This is a genomic window from Pseudomonas sp. NPDC090208 (assembly GCF_044746785.1).
Lineage (GTDB): Bacteria > Pseudomonadota > Gammaproteobacteria > Pseudomonadales > Pseudomonadaceae > Aquipseudomonas.
Map to the genome: position 1 here is coordinate 296,577 of NZ_JBIVCU010000003.1, position 25,018 is coordinate 321,594.

The 25,018-nt window shown below is 60.3% G+C and carries 20 protein-coding genes; 8 read left to right on the forward strand and 12 right to left on the reverse strand.

The features are described from left to right. Nucleotides 1-161: 161 nt before the first annotated feature. The 3 genes from ACIPL0_RS07140 to ACIPL0_RS07150 all read left to right on the forward strand — a co-directional run bounded on the left by ACIPL0_RS07140 (nt 162) and on the right by ACIPL0_RS07150 (nt 3,189). The gene (locus ACIPL0_RS07140; RefSeq protein WP_400731464.1) at nt 162-926 is read left to right on the forward strand and encodes an SDR family NAD(P)-dependent oxidoreductase; all 765 of its coding nucleotides are present in this window, start codon (nt 162-164) and stop codon (nt 924-926) included. Nucleotides 927-1,038: 112 nt separating this feature from the next. Next, nucleotides 1,039-2,271, forward strand: a complete 1,233-nt coding sequence (gene eutH / locus ACIPL0_RS07145; protein WP_400731465.1) for an ethanolamine utilization protein EutH — start codon at nt 1,039-1,041, stop codon at nt 2,269-2,271. A gap of 114 nt (nt 2,272-2,385) precedes the next feature. Further along, nucleotides 2,386-3,189, forward strand: a complete 804-nt coding sequence (locus tag ACIPL0_RS07150) for a LuxR C-terminal-related transcriptional regulator (RefSeq protein ID WP_400731466.1) — start codon at nt 2,386-2,388, stop codon at nt 3,187-3,189. A 5-nt stretch (nt 3,190-3,194) separates the two neighbouring features. On the opposite strand, the gene ACIPL0_RS07155 is transcribed toward ACIPL0_RS07150, so the two are convergent. Then, nucleotides 3,195-4,232: an ABC transporter substrate-binding protein gene (locus ACIPL0_RS07155; RefSeq protein ID WP_400731467.1), complete on the reverse strand. Its 1,038-nt coding sequence runs from the start codon at nt 4,230-4,232 to the stop codon at nt 3,195-3,197. 245 nt (nt 4,233-4,477) lie between these two features. Between ACIPL0_RS07155 and ACIPL0_RS07160 the strand changes: the two genes are divergently transcribed. From ACIPL0_RS07160 to ACIPL0_RS07170, 3 genes are all read left to right on the forward strand, one after another. Beyond that, complete coding sequence (locus ACIPL0_RS07160) at nt 4,478-4,924, forward strand: NUDIX hydrolase (protein ID WP_400731517.1); 447 nt, start codon at nt 4,478-4,480, stop codon at nt 4,922-4,924. A gap of 42 nt (nt 4,925-4,966) precedes the next feature. Further along, nucleotides 4,967-6,190: a hypothetical protein gene (locus ACIPL0_RS07165; protein ID WP_400731468.1), complete on the forward strand. Its 1,224-nt coding sequence runs from the start codon at nt 4,967-4,969 to the stop codon at nt 6,188-6,190. Nucleotides 6,191-6,319: 129 nt separating this feature from the next. After that, nucleotides 6,320-7,621 carry a diguanylate cyclase domain-containing protein gene (locus ACIPL0_RS07170; RefSeq protein WP_400731469.1) on the forward strand — a complete coding sequence of 434 codons (1,302 nt, stop codon included), beginning with the start codon at nt 6,320-6,322 and terminating at the stop codon, nt 7,619-7,621. 76 nt (nt 7,622-7,697) lie between these two features. On the opposite strand, the gene ACIPL0_RS07175 is transcribed toward ACIPL0_RS07170, so the two are convergent. From ACIPL0_RS07175 to ACIPL0_RS07210, 8 genes are all read right to left on the reverse strand, one after another. Then, the gene (locus tag ACIPL0_RS07175; RefSeq protein ID WP_400731470.1) at nt 7,698-8,999 is read right to left on the reverse strand and encodes a c-type cytochrome; all 1,302 of its coding nucleotides are present in this window, start codon (nt 8,997-8,999) and stop codon (nt 7,698-7,700) included. Between the two features lie 12 nt (nt 9,000-9,011). After that, a complete protein-coding gene (locus ACIPL0_RS07180; RefSeq protein ID WP_400731471.1) occupies nt 9,012-10,784 on the reverse strand; it encodes a GMC family oxidoreductase in 1,773 nt (590 codons plus the stop codon). A 15-nt stretch (nt 10,785-10,799) separates the two neighbouring features. Beyond that, nucleotides 10,800-11,555, reverse strand: a complete 756-nt coding sequence (locus ACIPL0_RS07185) for a gluconate 2-dehydrogenase subunit 3 family protein (protein ID WP_400731472.1) — start codon at nt 11,553-11,555, stop codon at nt 10,800-10,802. A 237-nt stretch (nt 11,556-11,792) separates the two neighbouring features. Continuing rightward, nucleotides 11,793-12,425 (reverse strand): isochorismatase family cysteine hydrolase, encoded by a 633-nt coding sequence (locus tag ACIPL0_RS07190; RefSeq protein WP_400731473.1) that lies wholly within the window; start codon nt 12,423-12,425, stop codon nt 11,793-11,795. Nucleotides 12,426-12,673: 248 nt separating this feature from the next. Continuing rightward, on the reverse strand, nt 12,674-14,161 hold the full coding sequence (locus ACIPL0_RS07195; protein WP_400731474.1) for an efflux transporter outer membrane subunit: 1,488 nt from the start codon (nt 14,159-14,161) through the stop codon (nt 12,674-12,676). 1 nt (nt 14,162) lies between these two features. After that, nucleotides 14,163-17,348 carry an efflux RND transporter permease subunit gene (locus ACIPL0_RS07200; RefSeq protein ID WP_400731475.1) on the reverse strand — a complete coding sequence of 1,062 codons (3,186 nt, stop codon included), beginning with the start codon at nt 17,346-17,348 and terminating at the stop codon, nt 14,163-14,165. A 6-nt stretch (nt 17,349-17,354) separates the two neighbouring features. Continuing rightward, nucleotides 17,355-18,596, reverse strand: a complete 1,242-nt coding sequence (locus tag ACIPL0_RS07205) for an efflux RND transporter periplasmic adaptor subunit (RefSeq protein ID WP_400731476.1) — start codon at nt 18,594-18,596, stop codon at nt 17,355-17,357. A 511-nt stretch (nt 18,597-19,107) separates the two neighbouring features. Beyond that, complete coding sequence (locus ACIPL0_RS07210) at nt 19,108-19,971, reverse strand: NmrA family NAD(P)-binding protein (RefSeq protein WP_400731477.1); 864 nt, start codon at nt 19,969-19,971, stop codon at nt 19,108-19,110. Between the two features lie 484 nt (nt 19,972-20,455). Between ACIPL0_RS07210 and ACIPL0_RS07215 the strand changes: the two genes are divergently transcribed. Continuing rightward, a complete protein-coding gene (locus ACIPL0_RS07215) occupies nt 20,456-20,764 on the forward strand; it encodes a LysR family transcriptional regulator (RefSeq protein ID WP_400731478.1) in 309 nt (102 codons plus the stop codon). Between the two features lie 12 nt (nt 20,765-20,776). Here ACIPL0_RS07215 and ACIPL0_RS07220 read toward each other — a convergent pair whose 3' ends face one another. The 3 genes from ACIPL0_RS07220 to ACIPL0_RS07230 form a co-directional block, all read right to left on the reverse strand. Next, nucleotides 20,777-21,712 carry an AraC family transcriptional regulator gene (locus tag ACIPL0_RS07220; RefSeq protein ID WP_400731479.1) on the reverse strand — a complete coding sequence of 312 codons (936 nt, stop codon included), beginning with the start codon at nt 21,710-21,712 and terminating at the stop codon, nt 20,777-20,779. Nucleotides 21,713-22,183: 471 nt separating this feature from the next. Continuing rightward, nucleotides 22,184-22,738: a TetR/AcrR family transcriptional regulator gene (locus tag ACIPL0_RS07225; RefSeq protein WP_400731480.1), complete on the reverse strand. Its 555-nt coding sequence runs from the start codon at nt 22,736-22,738 to the stop codon at nt 22,184-22,186. A 115-nt stretch (nt 22,739-22,853) separates the two neighbouring features. Beyond that, on the reverse strand, nt 22,854-23,780 hold the full coding sequence (locus ACIPL0_RS07230; protein ID WP_400731481.1) for a LysR family transcriptional regulator: 927 nt from the start codon (nt 23,778-23,780) through the stop codon (nt 22,854-22,856). Nucleotides 23,781-24,135: 355 nt separating this feature from the next. Between ACIPL0_RS07230 and ACIPL0_RS07235 the strand changes: the two genes are divergently transcribed. Continuing rightward, nucleotides 24,136-25,014, forward strand: a complete 879-nt coding sequence (locus ACIPL0_RS07235) for an NmrA family NAD(P)-binding protein (protein WP_400731482.1) — start codon at nt 24,136-24,138, stop codon at nt 25,012-25,014. Nucleotides 25,015-25,018 lie beyond the last annotated feature (4 nt).

The following is a 25,018-nucleotide window of genomic DNA, read 5'->3' on the forward strand; positions in this document are numbered from 1 at the left end:
CGAGGCAAGGAACAGCGCTGCGAAAATTCAAAAAATCAATATAAATTCCTTTATTAGTCAACGGGTTAACACTCTGTATATCTCCCGATATATGGACGTCTGCAAGCCCTCGTCATAGGTTGCGCCCACATCAGCCAAACAGCGACCAAGAGGAAAATACGATGGCGCGATTGCAAGGCAAAGTGGCACTGATCACCGGCGGTGCCGGCGGCTGTGGTCTGGCGGCCAGTGAACTGTTTGCCCGGGAGGGCGCAAAGGTCGCGATTCTTGACCTGCCCAACAGCCAGGGCGAGGCCGTGGCGGCACGGATCAACGCGGCAGGCGGCGAAGCCTGCTTCGTGTCTGCCGATGTCTCGTCGTCCGAGCAGGTCGAGCGGGCGATACGCCACGCCGAAGAGCGTTTCGGCGCGATCAACGTGTTGATGAACCACGCCGGGAACATCGCGGCCGGCCCGTTTCTGGAAACCACCGAGTCCGAATGGGACCGGCTGATGGGCATCAACGTCAAAGGCATGTTTCTGGTCACCAAGGCTGTGTTGCCGAACATGATCGCCTCGGGCGGCGGCAGCATCATCTGCACGTCGTCGATCTCGGCAGTGGTCGGCACGCCGATGGAGGTGCTGTATTGCACCACCAAGGGGGCCTGTCACATGTTCGCCCGGGCGATCGCCGTGGAATACCGTGACCGCAACATCCGCAGCAATGCGGTGTGTCCAGGCTTCATCGGCACGGCGCACGGGCAGCGCGAGCTGCAACTGTTGCGTGGCCTGGGGGTGGAAGTCTCGGACGAGAACATTGCCTCGATGCAGGGCCGGCTGTGCGACCCGGAAGAAGTGGCCAAGGCTGCGCTGTTTCTCGCCAGCGACGATGCCAGCTTCGTCAACGGCGCCCACCTGTTCGTGGACAACGGCTACACCGCGTTGTGAACCTCGCTGCCGATGCGCCCACCAGAGCCGCGCACGGCACGTCCCGACAACACCCGCGTTTCACTTCAAAACTGCCAGCACCATAAACTCTTACAATTAGCGAGAGGCAGCAATGGAACACATAGGCACCTACGTCATTTATCTGATCATGGCGTGCGCCGTCCTGGGCGCCGTGGCATCGATCTACAACGCCGAATCCGAGCTGGGCAAGGAGTTCAACGCCGGGCTGCACAGCATCGGCCCGATCTTCATCCCGGTGGCCGGGATCATGGCGGCGATTCCGTTCATTTCCCATTTCATCAGCACGGTGATCGGCCCGCTGTTTCTGGCCATGGGCGCCGATGCCGGGATTGCCGGTCCGATTTTCATCGCCTCGGACCTGGGCGGCTATCAACTGGCACAGGCGCTGTCGCAAAGCCCTGAAGGCTGGATTCTAGGGCTGATCACCGGCTTTCAGTCCGGCTCGACCATCATCTTCGTGATTCCGGTAGGGCTGGCGATGCTCAACAAGGCCGATCACAAGTACATGGCGCTGGGCATCATGGCCGGGCTTCTGGCGATTCCGCTGAGCATCATCATGATCGCCATGGGGCTGGATCTGCTGGAGATCGGCGTGCGGCCCGACATCGCCACCAGCGGCGCGGCCACGCAGATGCTGCATTACAGCTTGCCGATGCTGATTCGCAACCTGATGCCGTTGATCCTGTTCTGCGCTGTGCTGGCCGCCGCCTTGCGCTTTTTTCCGGGGTTGATGGTTTACCTGTTCCTCAAGCTGGGGCAGGTGATGTATGCCGCCGTGACCCTGATTCTGGTGGCGTCCATCGTCGAGTACTTCACTCAGTTTTTCAGCACGGTGTTCGGCAGTTGGGGCTTTGCGCCGATCATCGCTGACAAGGAGGATCAGTTCCGTGCCCTGGAGATTGCCGGCTACGTGGGCATCATGCTCTGCGGAGCTTTCCCGATGGTCTACCTGATCAAGCACTTCCTGTCCCGGCCTATCGAGAAAGTCGCCGCCCGCCTGGGCCTGTCGCCGGTAGGGGCTGCCGGCATCCTCGCCGCGTCGGCCAATATCCTCGCCATGTTCCGGTTGGTGGCGGACATGCCGCCCAAGGACAAGGTGCTGGTGATTGCCTTCGCCGTGTGCGCCGCCTTCACTTTCGGCGATCACCTGGCGTACTCCGCCAACTTCCAGCCCAGCATCATCGGCCCGGTCATCGTCGGCAAGCTGCTCGGCGGCTTGATCGGTATTGCCCTGGCGTACTGGCTGGCGGTGCCCAAGGCCCTGGAGCTGGGCCGGCAGGACGAGGCCGAGCGCCCTTACGGTGCGAGCGCACAATTGTCCTGAACCGTGGTGACTTCGCTTGTATCATCGGCGGCCCCGGGGCGCGTGCTGTCGCGCCCCGGGGCATTTGCCTCGAATGGACAATCGGGCACTCAGACACTCGGGCCAGGCAGAAACATGAAAGTCGAAGACGTCAAAACGCTGGCCGCACTGATCGGTGCGGTGGGCAGTGATCATCTGGGCCGCGCTCTGGATGCTGCACTCAAGCCGACCCTCGATTTCGACATGAGCTGCATCTATCTCTTCCGCTTCAACCACAACGCCGTGCTGATCCACGACGGCTACCACGGCTCGGTGCCGCAGAGCACGTTGGCTGCGTACCTGCGTGGTGGCTATCTGCTCGATCCGTTCTATGTGGCCTGCACTCACGACCATCCGGCAGGCGTGTGGCGAATGAGTGAACTGGCGCCGGACAGTTTCTTCTCGTCAGGCTTCGCCATTTCCAGAGACATTCACCCGTGCGTGTCCTCGCACCATGGCGCCCTGATCGAAGAGGTCGGTTTGATCATTCCCGTCGCACCGCGGGTAGCAGTGGTCTATTCGCTGATGCGCGGCGCCCCCGGCGGGACGTTTCAGCCTCATGAAATGGACGCGCTGAAGACGCTGGCGCCGATCGTCAATTCGTTGCTGGAACTGCACTGTCGGCTCAGGCACAGCGACTGTTACGCCGCACCGGACAGCCCGGATATGCAGTCCGAAGACGCCTTCGTCGAGATCCTGCAGGGCCAGCTCACCGAAACCCAGCGCTACATCGCCAAGCTGATCCTGCAGGGCCACAGCAATGGGTCGATAGCGCGGGTGCTGGGTATCTCCGAAGGCACGGTGAAAGTCCACAAGCACAACATCTATCAGCGCCTGGAGATTTCGACCAACACCGAGCTGTACCGGCTGTTCATCAATTACCTGACTCGCGCCGCCTGAGGCGATCAGCTGCCTTCCAGCAATTTGGCATCCTGGAAGAAGTAGTCCTTCCACGAGGCAGGCTTGGTCTTGATCGCACCGACGCGGTAGAGGAACTCTGCCAGCGGGTAGGTGTTTTTCGGGTTGATGGTGAATTCGAACTGCGGGTTGTCGATGACCTTGATCAATTGTGCGCGGTCCACTTTCGATTGCGTCACCCGAATGTAGGTGTCGGCAGCCCCGGCCTTGTCCCGCTTGATGTAATCGGAAGCTTCAACCAGCGCGTCGATGAAGGCCTGGTAAGTTTTCGGATTGTCCTGGCGGAATTTTTCCGTCGCAAACAATAGCGTTGGCGAGTTAGGGCCGAGCACATCGTAGGAATTGAGCACGACGTGAACGTTACTGTTTTCCAGTTCCTGCTCCTGGAAGGGCGGGTTGGAGAAATGCGCGGTCAGCTCGGTGCCCCCCGTCTTGATGGCATTACTGGCGTCCGGATGGGGCAGGTTGACGGTGTATTTGTCCAGTCGCGCGTAGTCGGCATCACCCCAGAGTTTCGCCGATGCCAGTTGCAGGAAGCGCGACTGTACGGACACGCCCACCGCCGGCACCGCGATGCGGTCTTTTTCAGTGAAATCGGCGATGGATTTCACCTTAGGGTTATTACTGACCAGGTAGTAAGGGAAGTTGCCGAGAGACGCCACCGCCTTGACGTTCTGCTTGCCTTGGGTGCGGTCCCAGATGGTCAGCAGCGGGCCGACACCGGCTCCGGCAATGTCGACCGCGCCGGACAGCAGGGCGTCGTTGACCGCCGAGCCTCCGGACAATTGCGTCCAGTCGACCTTAATGTCGATGCCGGCCTGCTTGCCGTGTTTTTCGATCAAATGCTGATCCCGCGCCACATTCAGCAGCAGGTACACGACGCCGAACTGTTCGGCGATACGCAATTGGCCCTCGGCCTGGGCGGATTGAGTCGTCAGCAGGCTGCCGGCGCCAAGGCTGGCGGCCAGCAACAGCGCCGTGCCCAGACGGCCGGCGCGGGGCAGGGAAAAAAGACGTTTGGCCACAGAACGCTCCTTGAACAATGAAATCGGCGATAGCGCACAGCGGGGTAACGCTGGCGTCGTGGCTGTGAATTTATAGCTATAAGAGAATTAATTTAAATACCGTAAAGACATATGGATATGCCGCTGCTTTATGCGCAGCAGGGCTCTGAAAGCTCAGCCCGGAGATGTAAAGCGGGTTCAGGCGCGTTAACCTTGGCGGCCAAATGGATGGCACCACGACGCCAATGCTTATAGGAAATTTTCAAGTGTCCGACTTGCGTATTCGCCCCCTTGCCTTATGTGTCTTCCACCATCAGGGCAAGATTCTGGTCAATGCATTCCCCGACTCGGTCAAGCAACAGACCCTCTTTCGCCCGATCGGTGGCGGCATCGAGTTCGGTGAAAGCAGTGCCGATACCTTGGTCAGGGAAGTTCATGAAGAACTGAGAGAGTCGATCAGCGACCTTCGCCTGTTAGGCACGCTGGAAAACATCTTCACCTACCTCGGCAAGCCCCATCACGAGATCGTGCAGATCTACGATGCCCGTTTCGACAATCCAGCCATCTACCAACAAGCCTCGGTGGAAGGGCAGGAAAGCAATGGCGAAACGTTCAGCGCGCGTTGGCTCGACAGCCGCGCATTCAGTGCCGAATCGCCATTGGTGCCTGATGGGCTTGAAGCATTGCTCAAGTCGCTGTCCATGTTGAACTGAGCCGCGAATGGCTCGGCGCAATCGAGTTCATAAAGGGACACCATGACGTTTTTCTCCAGGTTATACCGCTACAAACAATCGGAATTCAGAAACGCCTCGGAGGATTATCTGACCGAGTTGTTGGCCGAGTGGTTGAGACTTGCCACTTCGGCCGGCCTACTCGCAGAGGTGTTGAAGGGGATATTCGACTATGACCCCGGCACCCTTGGCGATGCAGCCACGCTGGCAACCGTGCGCTGGGACACGCAACACATCATTGGCCCGGGCTACCGCGATGCCACCGGAAAACGACCGGATCTGGTGGGGCAGGGCAAGGACTTTTTCCTGATCATCGAAAACAAGGTCTCAGCCGGTTTTACCTCCTATGAGAGCGCTGAAACCGGTGAAGAACAGAATCAACTGCAGCTGTATCAGGCTTACCGGAACAGTCGACCGGAAAAACATGGCGGCGTCGCCTTTCTCACGTTTACCACCGATCCGCCACCTGGCTGGACCGGACCGGTCAGTTACTGGAGTCGGGTGTTCAATGTCATTCGTCGCTGCTGCAAGCAACGCGATGAACAGACCGCGCTTCATTATCTGGGCACGAAGATCACGCAATATATGGAGGACATCGGAATGGCAGGAACCCACTTCGAGCTGAGTGACATTGTTGTACTTCCGGCTTATGACAGACTTTCCCAAGGCATGACGCAGTTGGGGAGTATTGCAAAGCGCGAGCTTTCACAGGGATTGGCGACGTTGATGGCAGCGAGTGATCAATTTCCGCTGAGAGAGGCCCATCTCGGACAATTGGTGCCGCCGGAGTTTTTCGGTTCTGCGCTGACGGTTGGAGGGCATAAGGCAAATGAATCCTCATTGATCGTCTGGGCCGGGGTACTGGCCAGAAGCTGCTATGACCTTTCACCTTCATCAGACGGCCTGCCGGAGTTGATTGTCGGTGTAGGCGTGTGGGGCCACGGCGTTGGCTTCGCAGGGCCGGATGAACAGCACATGGCCCGGCTGGAACAGCTCATCCCGACGCAAAGCGATGGAAAATGGAAGTGGCAAGTCAAAAACCAGGCTTATAGCGGCGTTCCGTTGTTTACCTTTTCCAGCCGACTGACGTTCATTGATATGTATGGTTTGACCCAGGGAAGTGACTGGGATGAGGCCGCAGGGACTTTCTTCAAATCAAGAATACGAGAGTTGCTGGATGCACTCAGTTCATCGACAGCGCCTGAAGGCGAGAAGTTTGTCGAGTACCTGTATCGGCTCGTCAGTTGAACAGGTCGATATCTCCGTTTGAGTGACTGGTAACGCGACAACCTCCAGCCACAGCTATGCTGTGGCGACGTTTACCCGTGCAGTCTCTCTGGCAAACGATTCGGGAGGCGGGTGAACAGGGAGGTGGTTGTGTTGCAAGGACAAGAGCAGGCAACGGGCATCCTTGTGGTGGACGACCAGGAAGAAAACCTGGCGGAAATGCAGGAGTTGCTCGAAGAGCTTGGCCGGACGGTGCATTGCGTGAACTCCGGGGTGAGTGCCCTGGCGTGCATGGCTCAGGCCACTATCGGCCTGGTGCTGCTGGATGTGCAGATGCCGGGCATGGACGGCTTCGAAGTCGCCCGGCGCATGCGTGCCGATCCGCAAACCCGTTTTACCCCCATCATTTTCATTTCCGGCATTCGCCAGACCGACGCGGTGCTGGATCAGGGCTATTCCGCCGGTGCCGTGGATTTCATGACCAAACCGGTGCAGCCGAACATGCTGCTGCACAAGGCCCGCGTGCTGCTGGAACATGACCGCTACCGGCGTGGTTTGTTGCAGACCAGCCAGCAACTGGAGCGCGAGCGCGCGTTCAATGCCTCGATTCTGGACAACACTGCCGAGGGCATTCTGGTGGTCGGCAGCGATGGCCTGATCCGCTTCGCCAACCCGGCGATCACGCGCATGCTCGGCTGCGTCGGCGATGCGCTACAGGGCACGCCATTGCTGGGCTGGATCGAGACGCCTCACGAAGACGACTGGCAGCACTCGGTTTGGCGGGATCACTGGCAGCGCGGCGAAAGCTTTCGCCTGCACGACGCCAACCTGCGCAGTCGCGATGGCAGAAGCGTTCCGGTGGCGTTGTCCTGTTCGCCATTACCCGAGGGGCAGCAGGCCATGATCTTGCTGGCGCTGGACATGTCGGTGGTGCGCGAACTGCATCGCCAGCTGGAAAATCTGACGGTCACCGACGCGTTGACCGGATTGCTCAATCGTCGCGGTTTCATTCAGGCGTTGCAGGCGGCCATCTCGCGGACTCAGCGCAGCGGGCAGATGAGTGCGCTGTTGTACCTCGATCTGGATGGTTTCAAGCAGATCAACGACACCCAGAGCCATGAGCGCGGCGACGAGGCTTTGCGGTGGGTCAGCAGTCAGTTGCAGGCGTGTTTGCGGCCTTATGACCGGTTGGCGCGAATTGGCGGTGACGAATTCACCGTGATCGTGGAAGGCTTGCATGGCCCGGCGGACGCGGCGGCCGTGGCAGAGAAACTGATCAGGCAGGTGTCTGCCGATCAGGACGCGTTTCCCCTGGGGGCCAGCGTTGGCATTGCCTGTTTACCAGACAGTGGCTGCAAGGTCGAAGACCTGATTCGCGCGGCCGACTCAGCGATGTATGAAGCCAAGCGTCGGGGCAAGGGGCGTTATTGTTTCGATGAGTCGCAGGGCTAGACGCCCTGCGTGTGTCGCTGACTGACGAGCATCCGGCGCCCCGTCATCCTGCCCGGGGCGCCGGAAGTCGCTTGCGTCAGTGCGGTGTCACTTGGGCAGCGCTGGCCTCGGTAGCAGTGGCCGTCTCGCGGGTGCGCAGCTTCGCTACGTCGCTGGCAGTCACAGCGGTGCCCTGATTCCCCCAGCTGGTACGAATGAAGCTCACCACGGTGGCAACTTCCTCATCGTTCAGGCGCCAGCCGAAGGCCGGCATGGTGATGCTGGAAGGCGCTGTCTGCGTAGCCGGCAGGCTGCCACCCGCCAGCACGACATGGATCAACGAACTCGGATCAGCGGTCTGCAGCACCGGGTTACCGGCCAGGGCAGGGAAGACCCGGGTGTAGCCATGACCATCGGTGCGATGGCAGGCCGCGCAGTTGTCGATATAGACCGACGCGCCCGGTTTGCTGTCATCACCCTTCCACAGCGCTTCCGCGACTTGCTTGTCGTAGACATGCGGCTTGTCGTCGGGATTGCTCGGCGGCAGCGTTTTCAGGTAACGGGCGATGGCCTTGAGATCGGCGTCGCTCATGTACTGCATGCTGTGCTCGACCACGTCGCTCATGCCGCCAAACACGGCGCTGCGATCACTGCGGCCGGTTTTCAGGAACTGCACCAGATCTGCCTCGCTCCAGCTGCCCAGGCCGTCCTTGTGGTCACCGCGCAGGTTCTTGGCGATCCAGCCTTCCAGCGGCGCGCTGCCGGCCAGAAACTGGTTGCCGTCGGCCGGGTTGAGGGCCTTTTCCTGCATGGTCAGGGCGCGCGGCGTGTGGCACGCGCCACAGTGGCCGAGGCCTTCGACCAGATACGCACCGCGATTGACCTCAGGGTCGACATTGGCGACCGGTTGCCAGGCTTTGACCTCCGGCGCAAACATGCCGCGCCAGATCGCCAGCGGCCAGCGCATGCTCAATGGCCACGGAATGTCGGTCGGCTTGTTCGGCGTGGCGTCGGGCTGGACGCCTTTCATGAAGTACGCATACAGCGCCTTCATGTCGTCGTCGCTGACCCGTGCATAGGATGGAAACGGCATGGCCGGGTACAGCGTGCTGCCGTCCTTGCGAACGCCGTGGCGCACAGCCTGAGAGAATTCGTCGAGGCTGTACTGACCGATGCCGTTGGCATCCGGAGTGATGTTGGTGGAATACACGGTGCCGATGGGGGTTTCCATAGGCAGGCCGCCGGCGAACGGCTTGCCACCCTTGGCGGTGTGGCAGGCCACGCAGTCACCGGCGCGGGCCAGGTATTCCCCCTGTTTGACCAGCGCCTCATCGGCATCGGCGGCCAGTACAGGAAGGCTGGCACTGAACAGCAGTGCGGCGATCAAGGTTGATTTCATGCTTGTCGCTCCTTAAACCTGAACCAGCGGGCCGGGGTTTTTCAGGTACTGCTCGCGGATCGCCCGGGCCGACCAGTACGTCAGTGCCGCCACCAGACCGGTCGGGTTGTAACCGAGGCCCTGCGGGAACGCGGAAGCGCCGGGCACGAACACGTTATGCACGTCCCAGCACTGCAAGTAACGGTTCAATGCGCTGGTCTTCGGGTCGGTGCCCATGATCGCGCCGCCGTTGAGGTGGGTGGTCTGGTAGTTGGCGGTGTTGAAGTGCTCCTTGACCTTCTTGCCCAGCACGGCAATGGCTTTCGGGTTCATCGCCTGGGCCACTTTGGTCAGCTTGTCGACCATGAACTGGTTCATCTTGATGTCGTTTTCCTGCCAGTCGAACGTCATGCGCAGCAACGGCTGGCCGTAGGCGTCGCGGTAGGTCGGGTCGAGATCCAGGTAGTTGCCACGGTAGGACTGGTGCGCGCCGTGGGCATCCATCGACAACTGGTGGGTGTAGTAATCGATGGTGGCTTTTTTCCAGGCGCTGCCCCACGCCGGTGTACCGGGCGGGTTGGCGACACCGGCAATCGGGCGGCTGCCGGCCTGGTTGACCCACATCGGCGAGCCGCCGACGAAACCGTGAGGGCCGTGGTCGAAGTTGTCAGCGTTGAAGTCGTCGATGGCTACGCCATTGCCGCCGGCGCCGATGAAGTTGTTGGTGTAGGTGTCCTTGTCGAAGAACGCCTTGACCGTGCCCATGTTCTGGTAGGCGAAGTTGCGGCCGACGACACCTTCATTCTTGATCGGGTCGTAGGGCTTGCCGATGCCGGACAGCAGCATCAGGCGCACGTTGTTGAACTGGAACGCGGCGAGGATCACCAGATCGGCCGGCTGCTCGACTTCACGGCCCTGCGCATCGATGTAGGTCACGCCCGTGGCCTTGCGCTTGCTGTCGTCGAGGTTGACGCGCAGCACGTGGGCGTTGGTGCGCAGCTCGAAATTCGGCACCTGACGCAGCGCCGGCAGGATGTTCACGTTCGGCGAAGCCTTGGAGTACATGTAGCAGACGTAGCCGCTGCAGAACCCGCAGAAGTTGCACGGGCCCATCTGCGCGCCATAGGGGTTGGTGTACGGCCCCGAGGTGTTGGCGGACGGCAGGTTGTAAGGCTTGTAGCCCAGCTCGGTAGTGGCTTTCTGAAAGATCTGCGCGGACACCACGTTCTTCTGCGCCGGCAGGGGGAACGGATTGGAGCGGTCCGGGGCGTAGGGGTTGCCGCCTTTGCCTTCACCGACGATCTGGCCGTTGACGGTCCAGGCCTGGCCGGATGTACCGAAGACCTTTTCGGCGAAATCGAAATACGGCTCCAGCTCTTCGTAGCTGACGCCGAAGTCCTGGATGGTCATGTCTTCAGGAATGAACTTCTTGCCGTAGCGCTCTTCGTAGTGGCTGCGCATGCGCAACTCGATCGGATCGACACGGAAATGCACGCCCGACCAGTGCAGGCCGGCGCCGCCGACACCCTTGCCGGGCAGGAACGCGCCCAGTTGACGGTTGGGCAGGGCCACGTCATTGACGCTGTGGCGGATGGTGACGGTCTCTTTCGAGACGTCGACGAACAGCTTCTTGCGCACGCTGTAGGTCAGTTCGTCGATCACCTGCGGATAGTTGCCATCCGGGTAGGTGTCCTGCATCGGGCCTCGCTCAAGCGCGACGACGTGCAGGCCGGCCTCGGTCAGCTCCTTGGCCATGATCGCGCCGGCCCAGCCGAAGCCGACGATGACCGCATCTACTTTCTTCATAGCATTCGCCACGGTTCAGACCCTCTTGCCGGCGATGGAAACGGGCGGGAAGGGGTACGGCTCGTTGCGCTCTACCCAGTCCATGAAATCCGCACGGGCGCCGGGGAAACCGATCTGCCGCCAGCCGACCAGCTCTTTGTTGCCGCCATGGATCGGGTCGCAGAAAAAGCCTTCGCGGGTGTTCTGTACCAACAGGCTGAAAAAAGCCTTGGCCGGCACATCGTCGAAATGGAGCTCACCTGCTTCGATCTTGCCGAGAATCTGGTCTCGGGTAGCGCTGTCTTGCGAGGCGAAATTTTTTTTCGTCTGCGCGAGGCACCAGCTATCGATCGCAGCAATGCCCAAGCGGTAGAGCTGTTGCGGCGCCAGCTGCAGTTGATAGCCCATCTCGGCCGGTGCATCGGTGACGAAAGGACCTTGCATGTACCACTGCGCGCCGGTCGCGTAAGGCGTGTTCATCTGCCGGTCGATGTACTCGGCAGCGCCCGCTTCCAGAGCGCCGGGTCCGTGTTCATCGCTCGGAATGATGCGCGACACGGCGGCCTGGACGAACGCCCATTCCTCGGCAGTGAAGAAGGTGGGATGGTAATTGCCAGGCGCGGGCGCGGAAGGCACCTCGGGCGTGTGACCTGGCGCTTGCGGCGCGGCCATCAACTGTTGCGTGGTAACACCCAGGCCAGTGCTGGCCAGGGTGACGACCGGGATCAGCGTCAGGCCTTTACGCAGAAAGTCCCGACGGGCGCCGTCCGGGATAGAGGTTTTGTCGACCATAAAGCTCCTCATGGATTAACGGTTGGGAAGGGGTTTTTCTTGTTTTTCAGCACCGCGCCTGGCGCCCACGGGCAGGAAGCGTTCGTGGAAACCGCAGCAGTGATCTGTTTGAAGTGAGGCATTATGACGCATTTTCTGAAACCGGTTTCAGAAGATGTTGCAAAGGATGTCGATTCTGACCGGAGGTGGTTGCGCGGGTGAGAGACAGTCCGGGTTGTCGGCCCGGACCGAGGCGGGTTATTCGACGGCGAGCGCCGCGAGGAACTGATCGACGCTCAGGTCGGCGTGGCCGATGAGGGGGAAGGAGTAGGTGAGGGCGGCAGCGTGTTCGCCCCGGTTGAATTCTGCGGTCGCGTCGTGAATGAAAGTGACGTGATAGCCCTCTTCAAACGCATGACGGGCCGAGCTTTCAACGCATTTGTGCGAAGTCAGGCCACAGAAGGCCAGCTTTTTCAGTCCGCGGGCCTTGAGTTTTTCTTCCAGATTGGTGCCGCGGAAAGAATTCCACATCCGGTGCTGGCTGCAGACGATGTCGCCCGGTTGCGGCCGCAACGGTTCAAAGAAGTCCGCACCCCATGTGCCTTTCCAGAAATACTGTTGAGCGTGGGTGTTCTTGTGCAGATAGGAATGCAAGTAAGGCACGTCATCGAAGCTGTGCTCGTCGACTCCGTGGGGCGCATAGACAATCTGCAGGCCGGCCGCACGGGCGCCCTCGACCAGGCGCAACAGATTGGGCAGGAAGTTGACGCGCTCCAGTTCAGGCTGGATGCCGGCGTTCAGCTTGCCGCCTTCGGCGAGAAAATCGTTGAGCGGATCTATTACGACAAGGGCGGAGATATCGCGGGGGTAGGCGGTTTCGGTATCAGTCATTTTGGGGGTTCCTGTTCACTGACGGGGTAAGTCGCTCAATTGCTGAACGACATCGACTCGCAAAGCAGGTGGGCGATTCGTTCGCTGAGGCTAGGCCTGGCCCGGACAGGGGGCAACGTCAGAACATCCATCAAAAACAACAAAACGTCTTTATTTGTGCGTCCCCGTGAAAGGGGACGCATGAAAGGCCCGCCAGCACGGCCAGCGTTGCAAGCGCCGACCGTTCCGACGGGTTCAGCTCCCAGTGATCAGCGGCTGACGACAGGAGTCGCCGCGGGCTTCACTGGCGGCTGAACCTCCCAGCCACCGCCCAGTGCGCGGACCAGGGCGACGGTGGTGACTGCACGGCTACCCCGCAATTGCACGGCGGAGCGCTCGACCGTGGTCAGGTTGCGTTGCGCCTCCAGCAGGTCCAGATAGCCCGTGCGGCCGGCTTCATACAGCATCTGGGCCAGCTCCGCCGAACGACGGGCCGAGACGACAGCCTCGTCGGTCTGCTGCGCCTGGTTCGCCAGAATGCGCAGACCGGCCAGGTTGTCCTCGACTTCGGCAAACGCGACCAGCACCTGCTGGCGGTACGTGGCGACGGACTCTTCCAGCGCCGCCTCACTGCGCTTGACGTTGTTCTTGTTGCGCCCGCCATCGATGATCGGCATCGACATCAGCGCGCCCAGCACCCAGGAGCGACTGCTCCAGTTGAAGATGTCCGCGACCGAGGTGCCCACGCCACCAATACCTCCGTTAAGGTTGAGCGCCGGGAACATCGCGGCGCGTGCGACACCGATCCGCGCGTTCGCCGCTTCCATTTCATGCTGCGCGATGACGATGTCCGGACGGCGTTGAAGCAGCGCCGACGGCATGCCGGTCGGAATCTGCGGCAGCGAGGCGATATTGTCGAGCGGTTGGCTGCTGGCCGTGAAGCTCGACGCCGGCTTTCCCAGAAGCACAGCCAGCGCATGTTCATTGGTCGTTCTCTGCTGTTGCAGGGCGACCGCCTCAGCGCGTGCCGTCGACAGCTCCGTCTTTGCCCGCGACAGGTCGAACTCGCCGATATCACCCAGATCGAAGCGGCTCTGGGTCACGTGGACGGTCTGTTCACGCAAGCGCACCGTCTCGTTCAGGGTTGCCAGCTCGGCATCGGTTTCACGCAGGCGGAAATAGGTCTGCGCGACGTCCGCTTGCAGCGACAACAGCACCGAGTGGTAGCTGGCTTCGCTGGCGGCTGCGTCGGAATTGGCGGCGTTGACGTTCGACGCCACCCGGCCGAACAGGTCGACTTCGTAACTGGCGGTCAGGCTGGCTTGATAGGTCGTGTGGGCGCCTACAGCACTGCCGCCAGGCAGACTGTTGGGCGATTCACGGTTTCTTTGCGCGCCAGCGCTGAGACCAATCTGCGGAATCCGGTCCGCTTCGGCGATGCCGGCGATGGCCCGCGCCTGCTTGAGGCGGGCGGTGGCTTCGGCCAGGTTGTTGTTGCTCCTGGCCGCTTCATTGATCAGGGCGGTCAGCGCTGGATCGTTGAAAGCCAGCCACCATTCGCCGCGAGACTTCGCTTCACCGTCCCTGGCGGCTTGCCAGCGGGTGCCGTCCGGCGCGGTGACCGGCGCATCGGAGGCTTCCTTGAACGCTTGCGGTACATCGACTTGCGGCTGTTTGAACTCAGGCGCCGAGCAGGCGGCAAGGGCCAGGGCGATAAGCACGGCACTGGCACGTTTGATAAAGATGTTGGCGTTCATGTTAGTGAGTCTCTTCGAGAGCGTGAGGAACGACCGTCGGGGTAGTGGCTTTGCTGCGGCTCAAAAACTTGGCCAGCGAGCGCATCAGCACGTAGAAAACAGGTGTCAGGAACAGGCCGAAGAAGGTCACGCCGAGCATGCCGCCGAACACGGCCACACCCATTGCATGACGCATTTCCGAACCAGGACCGTGGGAGAACACCAGAGGCAGTACGCCCATGATGAATGCGATCGAGGTCATCAAGATTGGACGCAGACGCAGGCGGCACGACTCCAGCGCGGCTTGCAGCGTGGTGCGGCCGTGGTGCTCCAGTTCGCGGGCGAACTCGACAATCAGGATTGCGTTCTTGGAGGCCAGCCCCACGAGTACGAACAGCGCGATCTGGGTGAAGACGTTGTTGTCGCCGCCGGTCAGCTTCACGCCCAGCAGTGCACAGAGGATCGACATCGGCACGATCAGGATCACGGCCAGCGGCAAGGTCCAGCTTTCGTACTGCGCGGCGAGCACCAGGAACACCAGCAGCACACAGAGCGGGAATACATAGAACATGGTGTTGCCGGCCAGGATGTCCTGATACGCAAGGTCGGTGAACTCGTAGGTGATGCCTTTTGGCAGCACTTCTTTTGCCAGACGCTCGATGGCCGCTTGTGCCTGTCCGGACGAATAGCCTGGAGCAGGGCTGCCATTCAGGTCGGCCGACACATAGGCGTTGTAGCGTTGCACGCGTTCCGGACCGTAGGTGTTGGAGACGCGCATCAGCGAGGCGAGGGGAATCATGTCGCCGTTGGTGCTGCGGATCTTGAGCTTTTTCAGGTCTTCGACGTGGTCGCGGAACTGTTCGTCAGCCTGCACCCGCACCTGATAGGTACGACCGAAGCGGTTGAAGTCGTTGACGTAGACCGAACCCAGGTTGACTTGCAGCGTCTGGTAGATCGTTTGCAGCGGCACGTTCAACTGCTTGGCTTTATCACGATCGATGTCGGCGTAGATTTGCGGCACGTTGATCTGGAAGCCGGTGAAGACACCCGCCAGTTCAGGCGCTTTGCGCGCACGGGCCTGCAGTTCCTGAGTTGCCTTGTTCAGCGCGTCGTAACCGACGTTGCCGCGGTCTTCGACCATCAGCTTGAAGCCGCCGAGGGTACCCAGGCCGTCCACCGGAGCAGGCGGCACGACGAGAATGAACGAGTCTTCAATAGACGCCATGCGCTTGTTCAGTTCAGCGGCGATGGCACCAGCGCTCATGTCCTTGGCGCCGCGTTGATCGAAGCTTTGCAGGTTGCTGAACTGGATGCCGGCGCTGGACGAAGCGGTGAAGTCGTTGACCGACAGCCCCGGGAATTGCACCGCGTGGCGGACGCCGGGCGTGTCGGTGGCGATCTTGCCCATGCGCTGAATGATGGCGTCGGTACGGTCCAGCGACGAGGCGGTCGGCAACTGCGCGATACCGATCAGGTAGCCTTTGTCCTGCAAAGGCACGAACCCCGCGGGCACCAGCTTGAACATCATGCCGGCACAGGCGGCCAGCAGCAGGTAGATGGCGATGGAGCTGGACTTGCGCTTGAGGGTGCCCTTGACGCCCATTTCATAACGCTCCGAGGAGCGCCCGAAAAAGCGGTTGAAGGCGTTGAAAAAGCGACCGAACAGCTTGTCCATGACCCGGGTCAGTGCATCTTTAGGGGCATCGTGTGCCTGAAGCAGCACAGCGGACAGCGCAGGCGCCAGGGTCAGGGAGCTGAAGGCCGAGATGACGGTCGAGATGGCAATGGTCAGGGCGAACTGCTTGTAAAACTCACCGGACAGACCCGGCACGAAGGCGATCGGCACGAACACGGCGCAGAGCACCAAGGCGATGGCAATGATAGGGCCGCTCACTTCCTTCATCGCCTGGATCGTCGCTTCACGTGGCGACAGACCGCCGGCGATATTCCGTTCGACGTTTTCAACCACCACGATGGCGTCGTCGACGACGATGCCGATGGCGAGCACCAGGCCGAACAATGACAGGGTATTGATCGAGAAACCGAAACCGAGCATCACGGCGAAGGTGCCGACCACGGAAACCGGCACCGCAAGCAGTGGGATCAGCGAGGCACGCCAGGTTTGCAGGAAGACGATCACCACCAGCACCACCAGCGCAATAGCCTCAAGCAGGGTGTGAATCACCGCGTTGATCGAGTCCTGCACGAAGCGGGTGGTGTCGTAGACGATGTTGTATTCCATTCCCGGCGGGAAGTCGGCTTTCAACTGCTCCATACGGTCGCGGATGTCGCTGGCCATTTGCAGTGCGTTGGCGTTTGGCGCCTCGAAGATGACCAGCGCAACGGCAGGCTGGTTGTTGAGACGGGCACGCAGGTTGTAAGCGTTGGCGCCCAGTTCGATGCGGGCAACATCACGCAGACGAGTCAGCGCGCCGTCAGCGCCAGTGCGCACGATGATGTTGCCGAACTCTTCCGGCGTTTGCAGGCGGCCCTGGGTTTTGACGGAGAGCTGGAAGTCGCTGCCTTTGGATGGTGACTGGCCGATGGCGCCGCCGGCGACCTGTACGTTCTGCTCACGAATCGCATCGGTGACGTCGATTGTGGTCATGTTGCGCGCGGCGATCTTCACCGGATCAAGCCAGATACGCATGGCGTAGTCGCCCGAACCGTTGAGTTGCACCTGACCGATGCCGGCAATGCGGTCGAGCTGGTCCTTGACGTTGATCGTGGCGTAGTTGCGCAGGTACTGGTCGTCGTAACGGCCGTCCGGCGAGGTCAGGTGCACCACCATCGTCAGGCTGGGTGACGATTTGATCGTGGTGACACCGATCTGACGGACTTCTTCGGGCAGGTGTGGCAATGCCCGTTGCACGCGGTTTTCCACGTCGGTTTCAGCTTGCGAAACCTTGGTGCCGATCTTGAACGTCACGGTCAGCAGCAAGTTACCGTCGGCGGTCGACTGCGACGACATGTACAGCATGTTGTCGACGCCGTTGACCTCTTGTTCCAGAGGGGTGGCGACGGTTTCGGCAATCACTCTGGCGTCGGCGCCCGGGTACTGCGCGCGGATCTGCACGGCCGGAGGCACAACGTCCGGGTACTCTGCGACAGGCAAGGTAAACAGCGCGATAAGCCCTGCGACGAAGATGATGATCGACAGGACCGCCGCGAAGATGGGCTTGTCGATGAAAAATTTCGAGAATTTCATGATCGATCAACCCTTGGATTTGGCGTCAGGTCTGGTTTTGGAAGCGGTGTCCGCAGCAGTCTCGGCAACCGGTTCGTCAGGATTGAAATCCATCGAAACCGTGTGAGGTGCCAGAGGCGCGCCCGGCATCACCCGGACCAAGCCGTTGACCACGATTTGCTCGCCGGCTTTTAAGCCAGTGCGCACGACGCGCAGGCCATCGACGCTGTTGCCGAGGGTGACCTGGCGGTATTCGGCTTTGCCCTGGGCGTCGACGACGAACACGAACTTGCGATCCTGATCGGTGCCGATCGCGCGTTCGTTGATCAGGATGGCCTGAGTTTCGTTGCCGCCGTGGGTGCCGCCCTGCAACTGCACGCGGGCGAAGAGACCGGGGGCCAGTGTCTTGTCGGCGTTGGTGAAGATGGCGCGCATGCGTACGCCACCGGTTTGCGGGTCGAGCTGGTTGTCGACGAATTCGAGTTTGCCTTCATGGGGGAAGCCTTGCTCATTGGCCAGGCCGACTCTGACGTTCACGTCCTGGCCGCTGTGGTGCGCGGCACCGACGCGCAGGTAAGTGTCTTCGTCACCGTCGAAAGAGGCGTAGATCTTGTCGTCGGACACCACCTTGGTCAGCACGGCGCTGGTGTCGACCAAGTTGCCCAGGGTGATATCGGCTTTGCCGACACGGCCATCGATGGGCGAGGTCACGCGGGTGTAGCTCAGATTGAGCCTGGCATTGTCGTACTCGGCGGCAGCTGCGCGGGCGCTGGCCTCCAGCTGCTTGAAGTTCGACGTGTTCTCGTCCAACTCACGCTGTGCGATAGCCTTTTCCCCGATCAGTTTCTGCGAGCGGGTCAGCTCGATACGCGCCAACTCGACCTTGGCCCGCGCGGCGGCTGCGGCGGCTTCGGTGCGATCGGCTTCGGCCTGATAAGGGCGAGGATCGATGACAAAGAGCACGTCGCCTTTCTTGACGATGGCGCCAGGAGTGATGTTGACGCTGGTGATGAAGCCGGGGACCCGGGCGCGAATGTCGACGCGCTCGATGGCTTCCATACGGCCGGAAAATTCCTGGGTTTCAACAACGGCTTTCTGTATGACCGTCGCAGCGGACACTACGGCGCCGGTAGCGGCTGCCGATTCGGCGGCCTTGCCACTGGCATCCTCGCAGCCAGACAGGTTCAGGGCCAGCAGGCCAGCCATTGCCATCGCCACAGCACCGACGACAGGGCGGATGCGGGTATTCAGGTGATGAACAGTTTTCATATTTTCTCTTCAGAAGTCGGGTTGATTGGCTAGCTGATGGCTGGCTTTACGCACTCATGAACCCGGTGATGCGGGGTTTCGAGCGGCAACAGGCCAGGAAATAGACGCTTCCGTTGGATGAGGCGATCTGGATGTAACATTATGACCGTCATGCTTAAGAAGCAATTTCGAAGCTGCGATTTGGATAATCAACGAAAATGATGATCATCATTCAAAGGCGCTTGTTTGAGCCGTCAATAGCGTGATCGGCAACAGCGAAGGCAGGGCAAAAAGTCCGCAGGAAAAGACAAATCGTCTTTATTTTGGCGGCCAGGAGATTGCTCATCTGGCACGGCTAGAATGTCGGGACGGGAAACAGTCCGCTGCGCAGGACAGGTCGGACGCCAGGTTTGGCGGGGCGTGTGTTGACGTCGATGCCGGCCATTGACCGTTTCACGTCATGTCGCCGAAGCGAGCAGGGGTGTGATCCCGGGAAGAGCTGTTGGCCTTCTCGGGATCGTTGCCGGGAGGTTTACGCCAGCAGGTGGCGATGTTCTTCGATGAACTCGGCGGGCGTTTGCAGTGGGCCCCCGATGATTTCAGCACCGGTCGTGTCCAGGCCTTCCAGACGCTTCTCCTGCTGATCGACTTTCACGGCAGCGAAGTGCGCGGCGTACGAAGGGTCGCCGTCCCAGCCCAGGGTCTTGACGAACTCATCAGGGGACACCTGTTCGAAGCGAACCTCTTTACCCAGGGTCTTGGCGAGCAGATCGGCCAGTTCCTGGTGGCTGTACTCGATTGGGCCGTGCAGTGGGTAGACCTTGTTCGCGTGGTTTTGCGGATTGGTCAGGACACCCACGATGATTTTCGAGATGTCGGAAGCGGCGATGGGGGCAAAGCGGCTGTCGGCATCGAAAGGCGTCAGGTAACGGCCTGCACGGATCAACGCGGCGGTGTACAGCATCCATTGAGCGAAGAAGGTGATGCGCAGGTGGGTGGTCGGTACGCCGGACCAATTGAACACTTGTTCGGACAGCCAGTGGTTCAGCGTCGCCTGGCTGCGAGCATCGGGACGCGATTGCTTATGCGACATGTTCACGACGATTCCGACATTCTCCTCTTTCGCGGCCTGGGCAAAAATCGCCGCGGCTTCGACCAGACCATTGGTCAACGGGTAGCAGAAGTAGGCACCGTCTACGCCTTCCATGGCGGGGCGCAGCTCTTTCAGTTTCAGCGCATCGCCAACGAAGATCGTGGCGCCCAGGTCCTTCAGTTTCTGCGAGCGTTCGTCTTCGCGATGCACGAAGGCGTTCACGCGATGGCCCTGTTCCAACAACTGCTGAACGGCAGGAGCACCTGTTGCGCCGGTGGCGCCAGTAATCAGATAAGTTTTCATGAGCATCTCCAGGGTAAACAGATAAAAGGTTGTCGGAAGTCAGCAAACCGGATAAAGCATTACGCACATCATGTTACGATGCAGCCAAGCAGTACAGCCGTCATGCTTAGTGAGATAGAGCATGATAGCCATACTGCTTGATGTCAACTCCCGCCGATCCATTGCAGAGCGGATATTTACGGGACAACGGACATGAAAAACGTCCTTTGACGTGAACCAATCGCTGGAAGCGAAAAGCGCTTTAAGCCTTTATTCATAAGGGTTTTCGTGTCGAAACAGGGTAATGATCACTCTGTTCCTGGCGGTAATTGACGGCCTTTAAACATGATGATCATCATTGATGGTGATAGCCGTTTTCACGGCATTCAATTCGGCGTTTCAGGCGCTGTTCCAGAGAATGTAATCAAGCCAGCCACGACTTAAGCATCCATGGATGGCCGTGGCTGCGACTCAATGCTCAAACCAGTGGAGATGAGAGAAAGCGATGCTCATGTACGAAAAAAACCTGATGAAGGTGGATATGAACCTCCTGGTGGTTTTCATGGTTGTCTTCCGTGAACGGAACGTTTCCCGGGCCGCTGAGCAGCTCAGCGTGGGGCAGCCGGCAGTGAGCGCGTCGCTGGTACGGCTGCGTAACTGTTTTGACGATCGGTTGTTCGTGAGAAACGGCAGAGGCGTGCGGCCGACGGCAAAGGCAATCGCCATTGCCGATGCATTGATGCCTGCCATGAGCACGCTGGGGGCCGTCATTGACGGCTTCGCGGCGCTGAAGTCCCGCGCCAGCTCGAAATGAATGTCGACCAGGCTAAACGATCGCAATCGGCGGGCCATTCTCCGGGGACAACCGGCGCTCACGTTCTTTGGTGGGGGTTCTTCCTCTGGCTTTCTTGAACGCCCGATTGAACGAATATTCCGAGCGGTACCCGACCTTTTGCGCGATTTGCTCGATGCTCAGGTCGGTTTGCGCAAGAAGCTGTGCCGCTATGCCCAGGCGCCAGCGCGTCAGGTAGCCATACGGGGTTTCACCCACGGATTCGCGAAACTGCTGGGCGAACAGCGAGCGTGAAAGCCCGGCTTCGCGAGCGAGGTTGTCGAGGCTCCAGTCATTCCCCGGTTTCTGGTGAATGCACGCCAGCGCCTTGGCGATATGGCGATTCTGCATGGCAAAAAACCACGAGCCGGCCTCGGCGGTTTCAGACTCGGACCATTGCCTCAGGATGTAGATGAACAGCGTCGAAAGCAGGTTTCTCACCACCATCTTGCCGCCCATTCTGGCGTTCTCCACCTCACTGCGCAGCTGCTTGAGCAGCTCGGCGATCGGCGCGGTCGCCCCGTTCGATTCGGCCTGGAGATGGATGGAGGGCGGCAGGGATTTGATCGCCGGCATGACCATGTATCGGTCGATGCCGAACGAGCCGCACACCACGATGGTTGCGTCAGGCTCCTTGCTGTAAAGCGCCTGGATATTCCTGACGAAATCAGCGAACGAAGCCACCTTGCTCTGCGGCGCGCTGCGCAACTGGTGAGTCGCGCCTTGGGGAAGCACCACCACGTCACCGGGCTGGAGCTTTATCTGGGGCTGGCCGTCGAGGGAAAAGTACGCCGTTCCCTGGGCTAGAAAATGAAAGTACGTGCCCTCACGCTGCTCCATTTCGATGCCCCAGTCACCCTTGACCCTGGACTGGGCGACGACGACACCTTCTGCAGTGAGGTACTTGAGCCAGTGGTCGGCGTTGCTCATAAGCTTCCCAAATAAAGACGAATTGTCATTTCAGGTGGAGCATTTGACGTTGCCTGTCCCGAACCGGACTCCTACTCTCTGATCAGGACATCAGCCGTTTCGTGCTGCGATTGTAGAGCGCATTGTCACCTGTATCCACGCAGGCCCTGTCCGGCTGTCTGTTACGCCGCAACCGACTTCAGGTTGTTGCCGCCTGTCCGGGCGCGCCACTCATTTCCCTGCTGACGCAATGGGCTCAATGATTGAGCCACCGTCGATCGTACCCGTACCGTGCGATCGCGGTCGTTTGCGCCTTTAAAAACTGGCCCGGCGTGCGGTTCGTTCAGTGAAGGGGCATGCCTGAAAGCGGCCCCTCCCTCTGCACCGGAGCAAAAGCTCGATGGTGCGGGGTGCGGTAGCCAACGCCTGCAAAAGCCGTTTCCACGAACACTGAGCGCCAGTCGGCAGAACTGCCTTGAAAAGTCCGCGAGCTCAGTCCAGCGAGTTGCGGACTTCGCGCAGGATTTCTGCCGAGAGCGCCGGGTCATCCACGGCACGTGCGAGAACGATCGCGCCGACCATGGTCGAGATCTTGTGGATTGCGTCACGCCGAACGTGGCGTTTTTTCGATTTCGCAAACGGCGCCATGAGGCTGGCAAGCACGCCTTTCAGGTGCCGGGTAAACGCCGGCTGAACGGAAGGTTCTCTAGCGACTTCGGAAGCCAGAGCCGTCATCAGGCAGCCGGTACCGGGGTCGTCGCGATGGCCCTCGGTCAGGTAGTGCTGAACGTACGCCTGCATCGCTTCCGGGGTGTGCTCTGCCTCTTTCATCGAGGCCAGCGCTTTCGAAGACGCCTCGCCGATGGTCTTGGCGATGAGGTCATCCTTGGATTCGAAATGGTTGTAGAACGCGCCGTGGGTAAGCCCCGTCGCCTTCATCACTTCACTGACGCTGACGCCATAGAAGCCGTGCTCACGGAACAGGATCGACGCCTGTTCAAGGATTCGTTGATGCTTCTCTGCGGTTTCCTCAGCCGGATATCGCATACCTTTCTCCAAAGCTCGCAAAAAAAGACACTGATTTGAAACAGTATATCCATCATGTTATTTCGGTAACAGTATGACGATCGTACGGCTTGATGGATGGCGGGGGCATGATCTTTCACCGTGGCGCAGAGTTGAAATGACCGAAGTGCTCCGGGTCGCTGTTGAGCATTTCACCGAGAAAATCCACGAACGCCCGTGCCGCCATGCGTGTGGTGCGCCCCATCGGGAAATAGGCATGGACCGGCAACTCGGCCATTTTCCAGTCCGGCATCAGCTGCACCAACGCGCCGGTCTTGAGTTCAAGGCCCGCCGCCCAGGACGTGGTCGAGGTGATACCCAGTCCACCCGTCGCCGCAGCCAGGGCGCCGGCAGTGTCGTTGATCGACAACTGGGCGTTGGGGCTGACGGAGACGGTCTCGCCGTTGCGCTCGAACTGCCAGGAGGTCACCTGAGCCCCGGCCGGCCCGCCGACGATGCGGTGATTGGCAATGTCGCCCGGCAGCAGCGGCGTGCCGTGTCGCGCCAGGTATTCGGGTGACGCCACCAGTACCCGCCGCATGAGCCCGATCTGCTTTGCCGTGCCGGCAAGGTCAGGCAACTTGCCCACGCGGATGCCGACGTCGACCGCTTCCTTGACCATGTCCTGCCATTGATCTTCGAGCAGCAATTCAACGTGCAGGGCAGGGTGACGCTCGGTAAATGCCGAAAGCCTCGGAATCACCACGCGCAAGCCCATCGTGGACGGCATGCCGACGCGCAGCAGGCCGCGAAGTTCGCCGCTCTCCCGCACGCTGTTTTCGGCATCGTCGAGTGCCGCAAGAATAGGCTCTATCCGCGCCAGAAACTCCAGGCCGGCCTCTGTCGGCACCACCGCACGGGTCGTCCTGGACAGCAGGCGGGCACCCAGGCTGGCTTCCAGCTCGGCCACCATCCGCGAGACCTGGGACTGGGCAAGCCCGGTCTCCCGTGCGGCCGCCGAGAAGCTGCCCAGGCGCGCCACGCGGGTGTACAGCCGCAGTGAAATGAAGTCCTTCAAGGCCATCGTGATTGCCCCTCGCTGTCTGATATTTGCCTTCGGTATCGCTCAAATCCAGAGCACTTAGCCACGCACTTTTTGTCCAGCCACGCGCCCGATGGGAAGCGTGCGCTTCTCTGAAAATGCTCAGTACAAGGGCGCCAACCACTCGCCATTCCTGCCTTGGCCAGGTTGACCGCCATTCTATCGAAGGAGGTCGATTAATGCTGAATCAAGATAAATGTTAGATCGAATCGACGGCTACCGGACGCCCGGGGAAGCGACGATATTTGCCCCATCGGAGACGAGGCGCCAAGGCACCCAGCCCGAACTGACGCGTAATGCCAATACGGCCAAACCCATATTTTTAGGATCAAATCCCATGTCCAAGAAAGTTCTGATCACTGGTGCAACTGGCGACACAGGTCGTGCCGCCGTTCGTGAATCCATCGCGCTGGGCCTCGATGTCCGCGCCATGGTGCATAAGCTGGATGAACGCTCCGATGCGCTGAAAGCATTGGGTGCCGAAGTGGTCGTCGGTGATCTGCTGGAAATCAACACCGTTCGTGATGCGATGCAAGGTGTCGACGCTGCCTACCTCGTGTGGCCGGTACAGCCTGGCCTGATCAATGCGACCGTGAACTTCGCCCAGGCAGCCAGAGAGACCGGTGTCAAAACCGTCCTCAACCTGTCCCAGCGTTCGGCCAACCGCGAGTCCAGCAGCCAGTCCTGCCGCGACACCTACATCGCTGAAGAAATTCTCAACTGGTCCGGTGTGCCGGTCATCCACCTGCGCCCGACCTACTTCCTGGAATGGCTGCTGTACCCATGGCAACTGCCGTTCCTGCAACAAGGCGTGCTGCGCATGCCGGTGGGCAAGGGCCGTCATTCGCCGATCGCGGCAGACGACCAGGGACGCGCCATTGCCGCGCTGCTGAAGAACCCTGAAGGTCACATCGGCACCACCATCAACCTGTCCGGCCCGGTCGAAATGGACCACGAACAGATGGCTGCCGAACTGTCCGAAGCGCTGGGCCGCAAGATCGTCTTCCAGGACCTGCCGGTCGAGGAATACGTCGATTCGATCGCCGAAATGGGCGTGCCGCCGTACATCGTTCAGCACCTGGACGGTGCCATGCGCGACTACCACAACGGTCGCATGGCCGGCGCCGACAACAACATCGAGAAGCTCACCGGGCGTCGTTCGATGACCGTGGGCGAGTTCGCCCGCCTGCATGCCGACAAGCTCAACGGCAAGTGACATC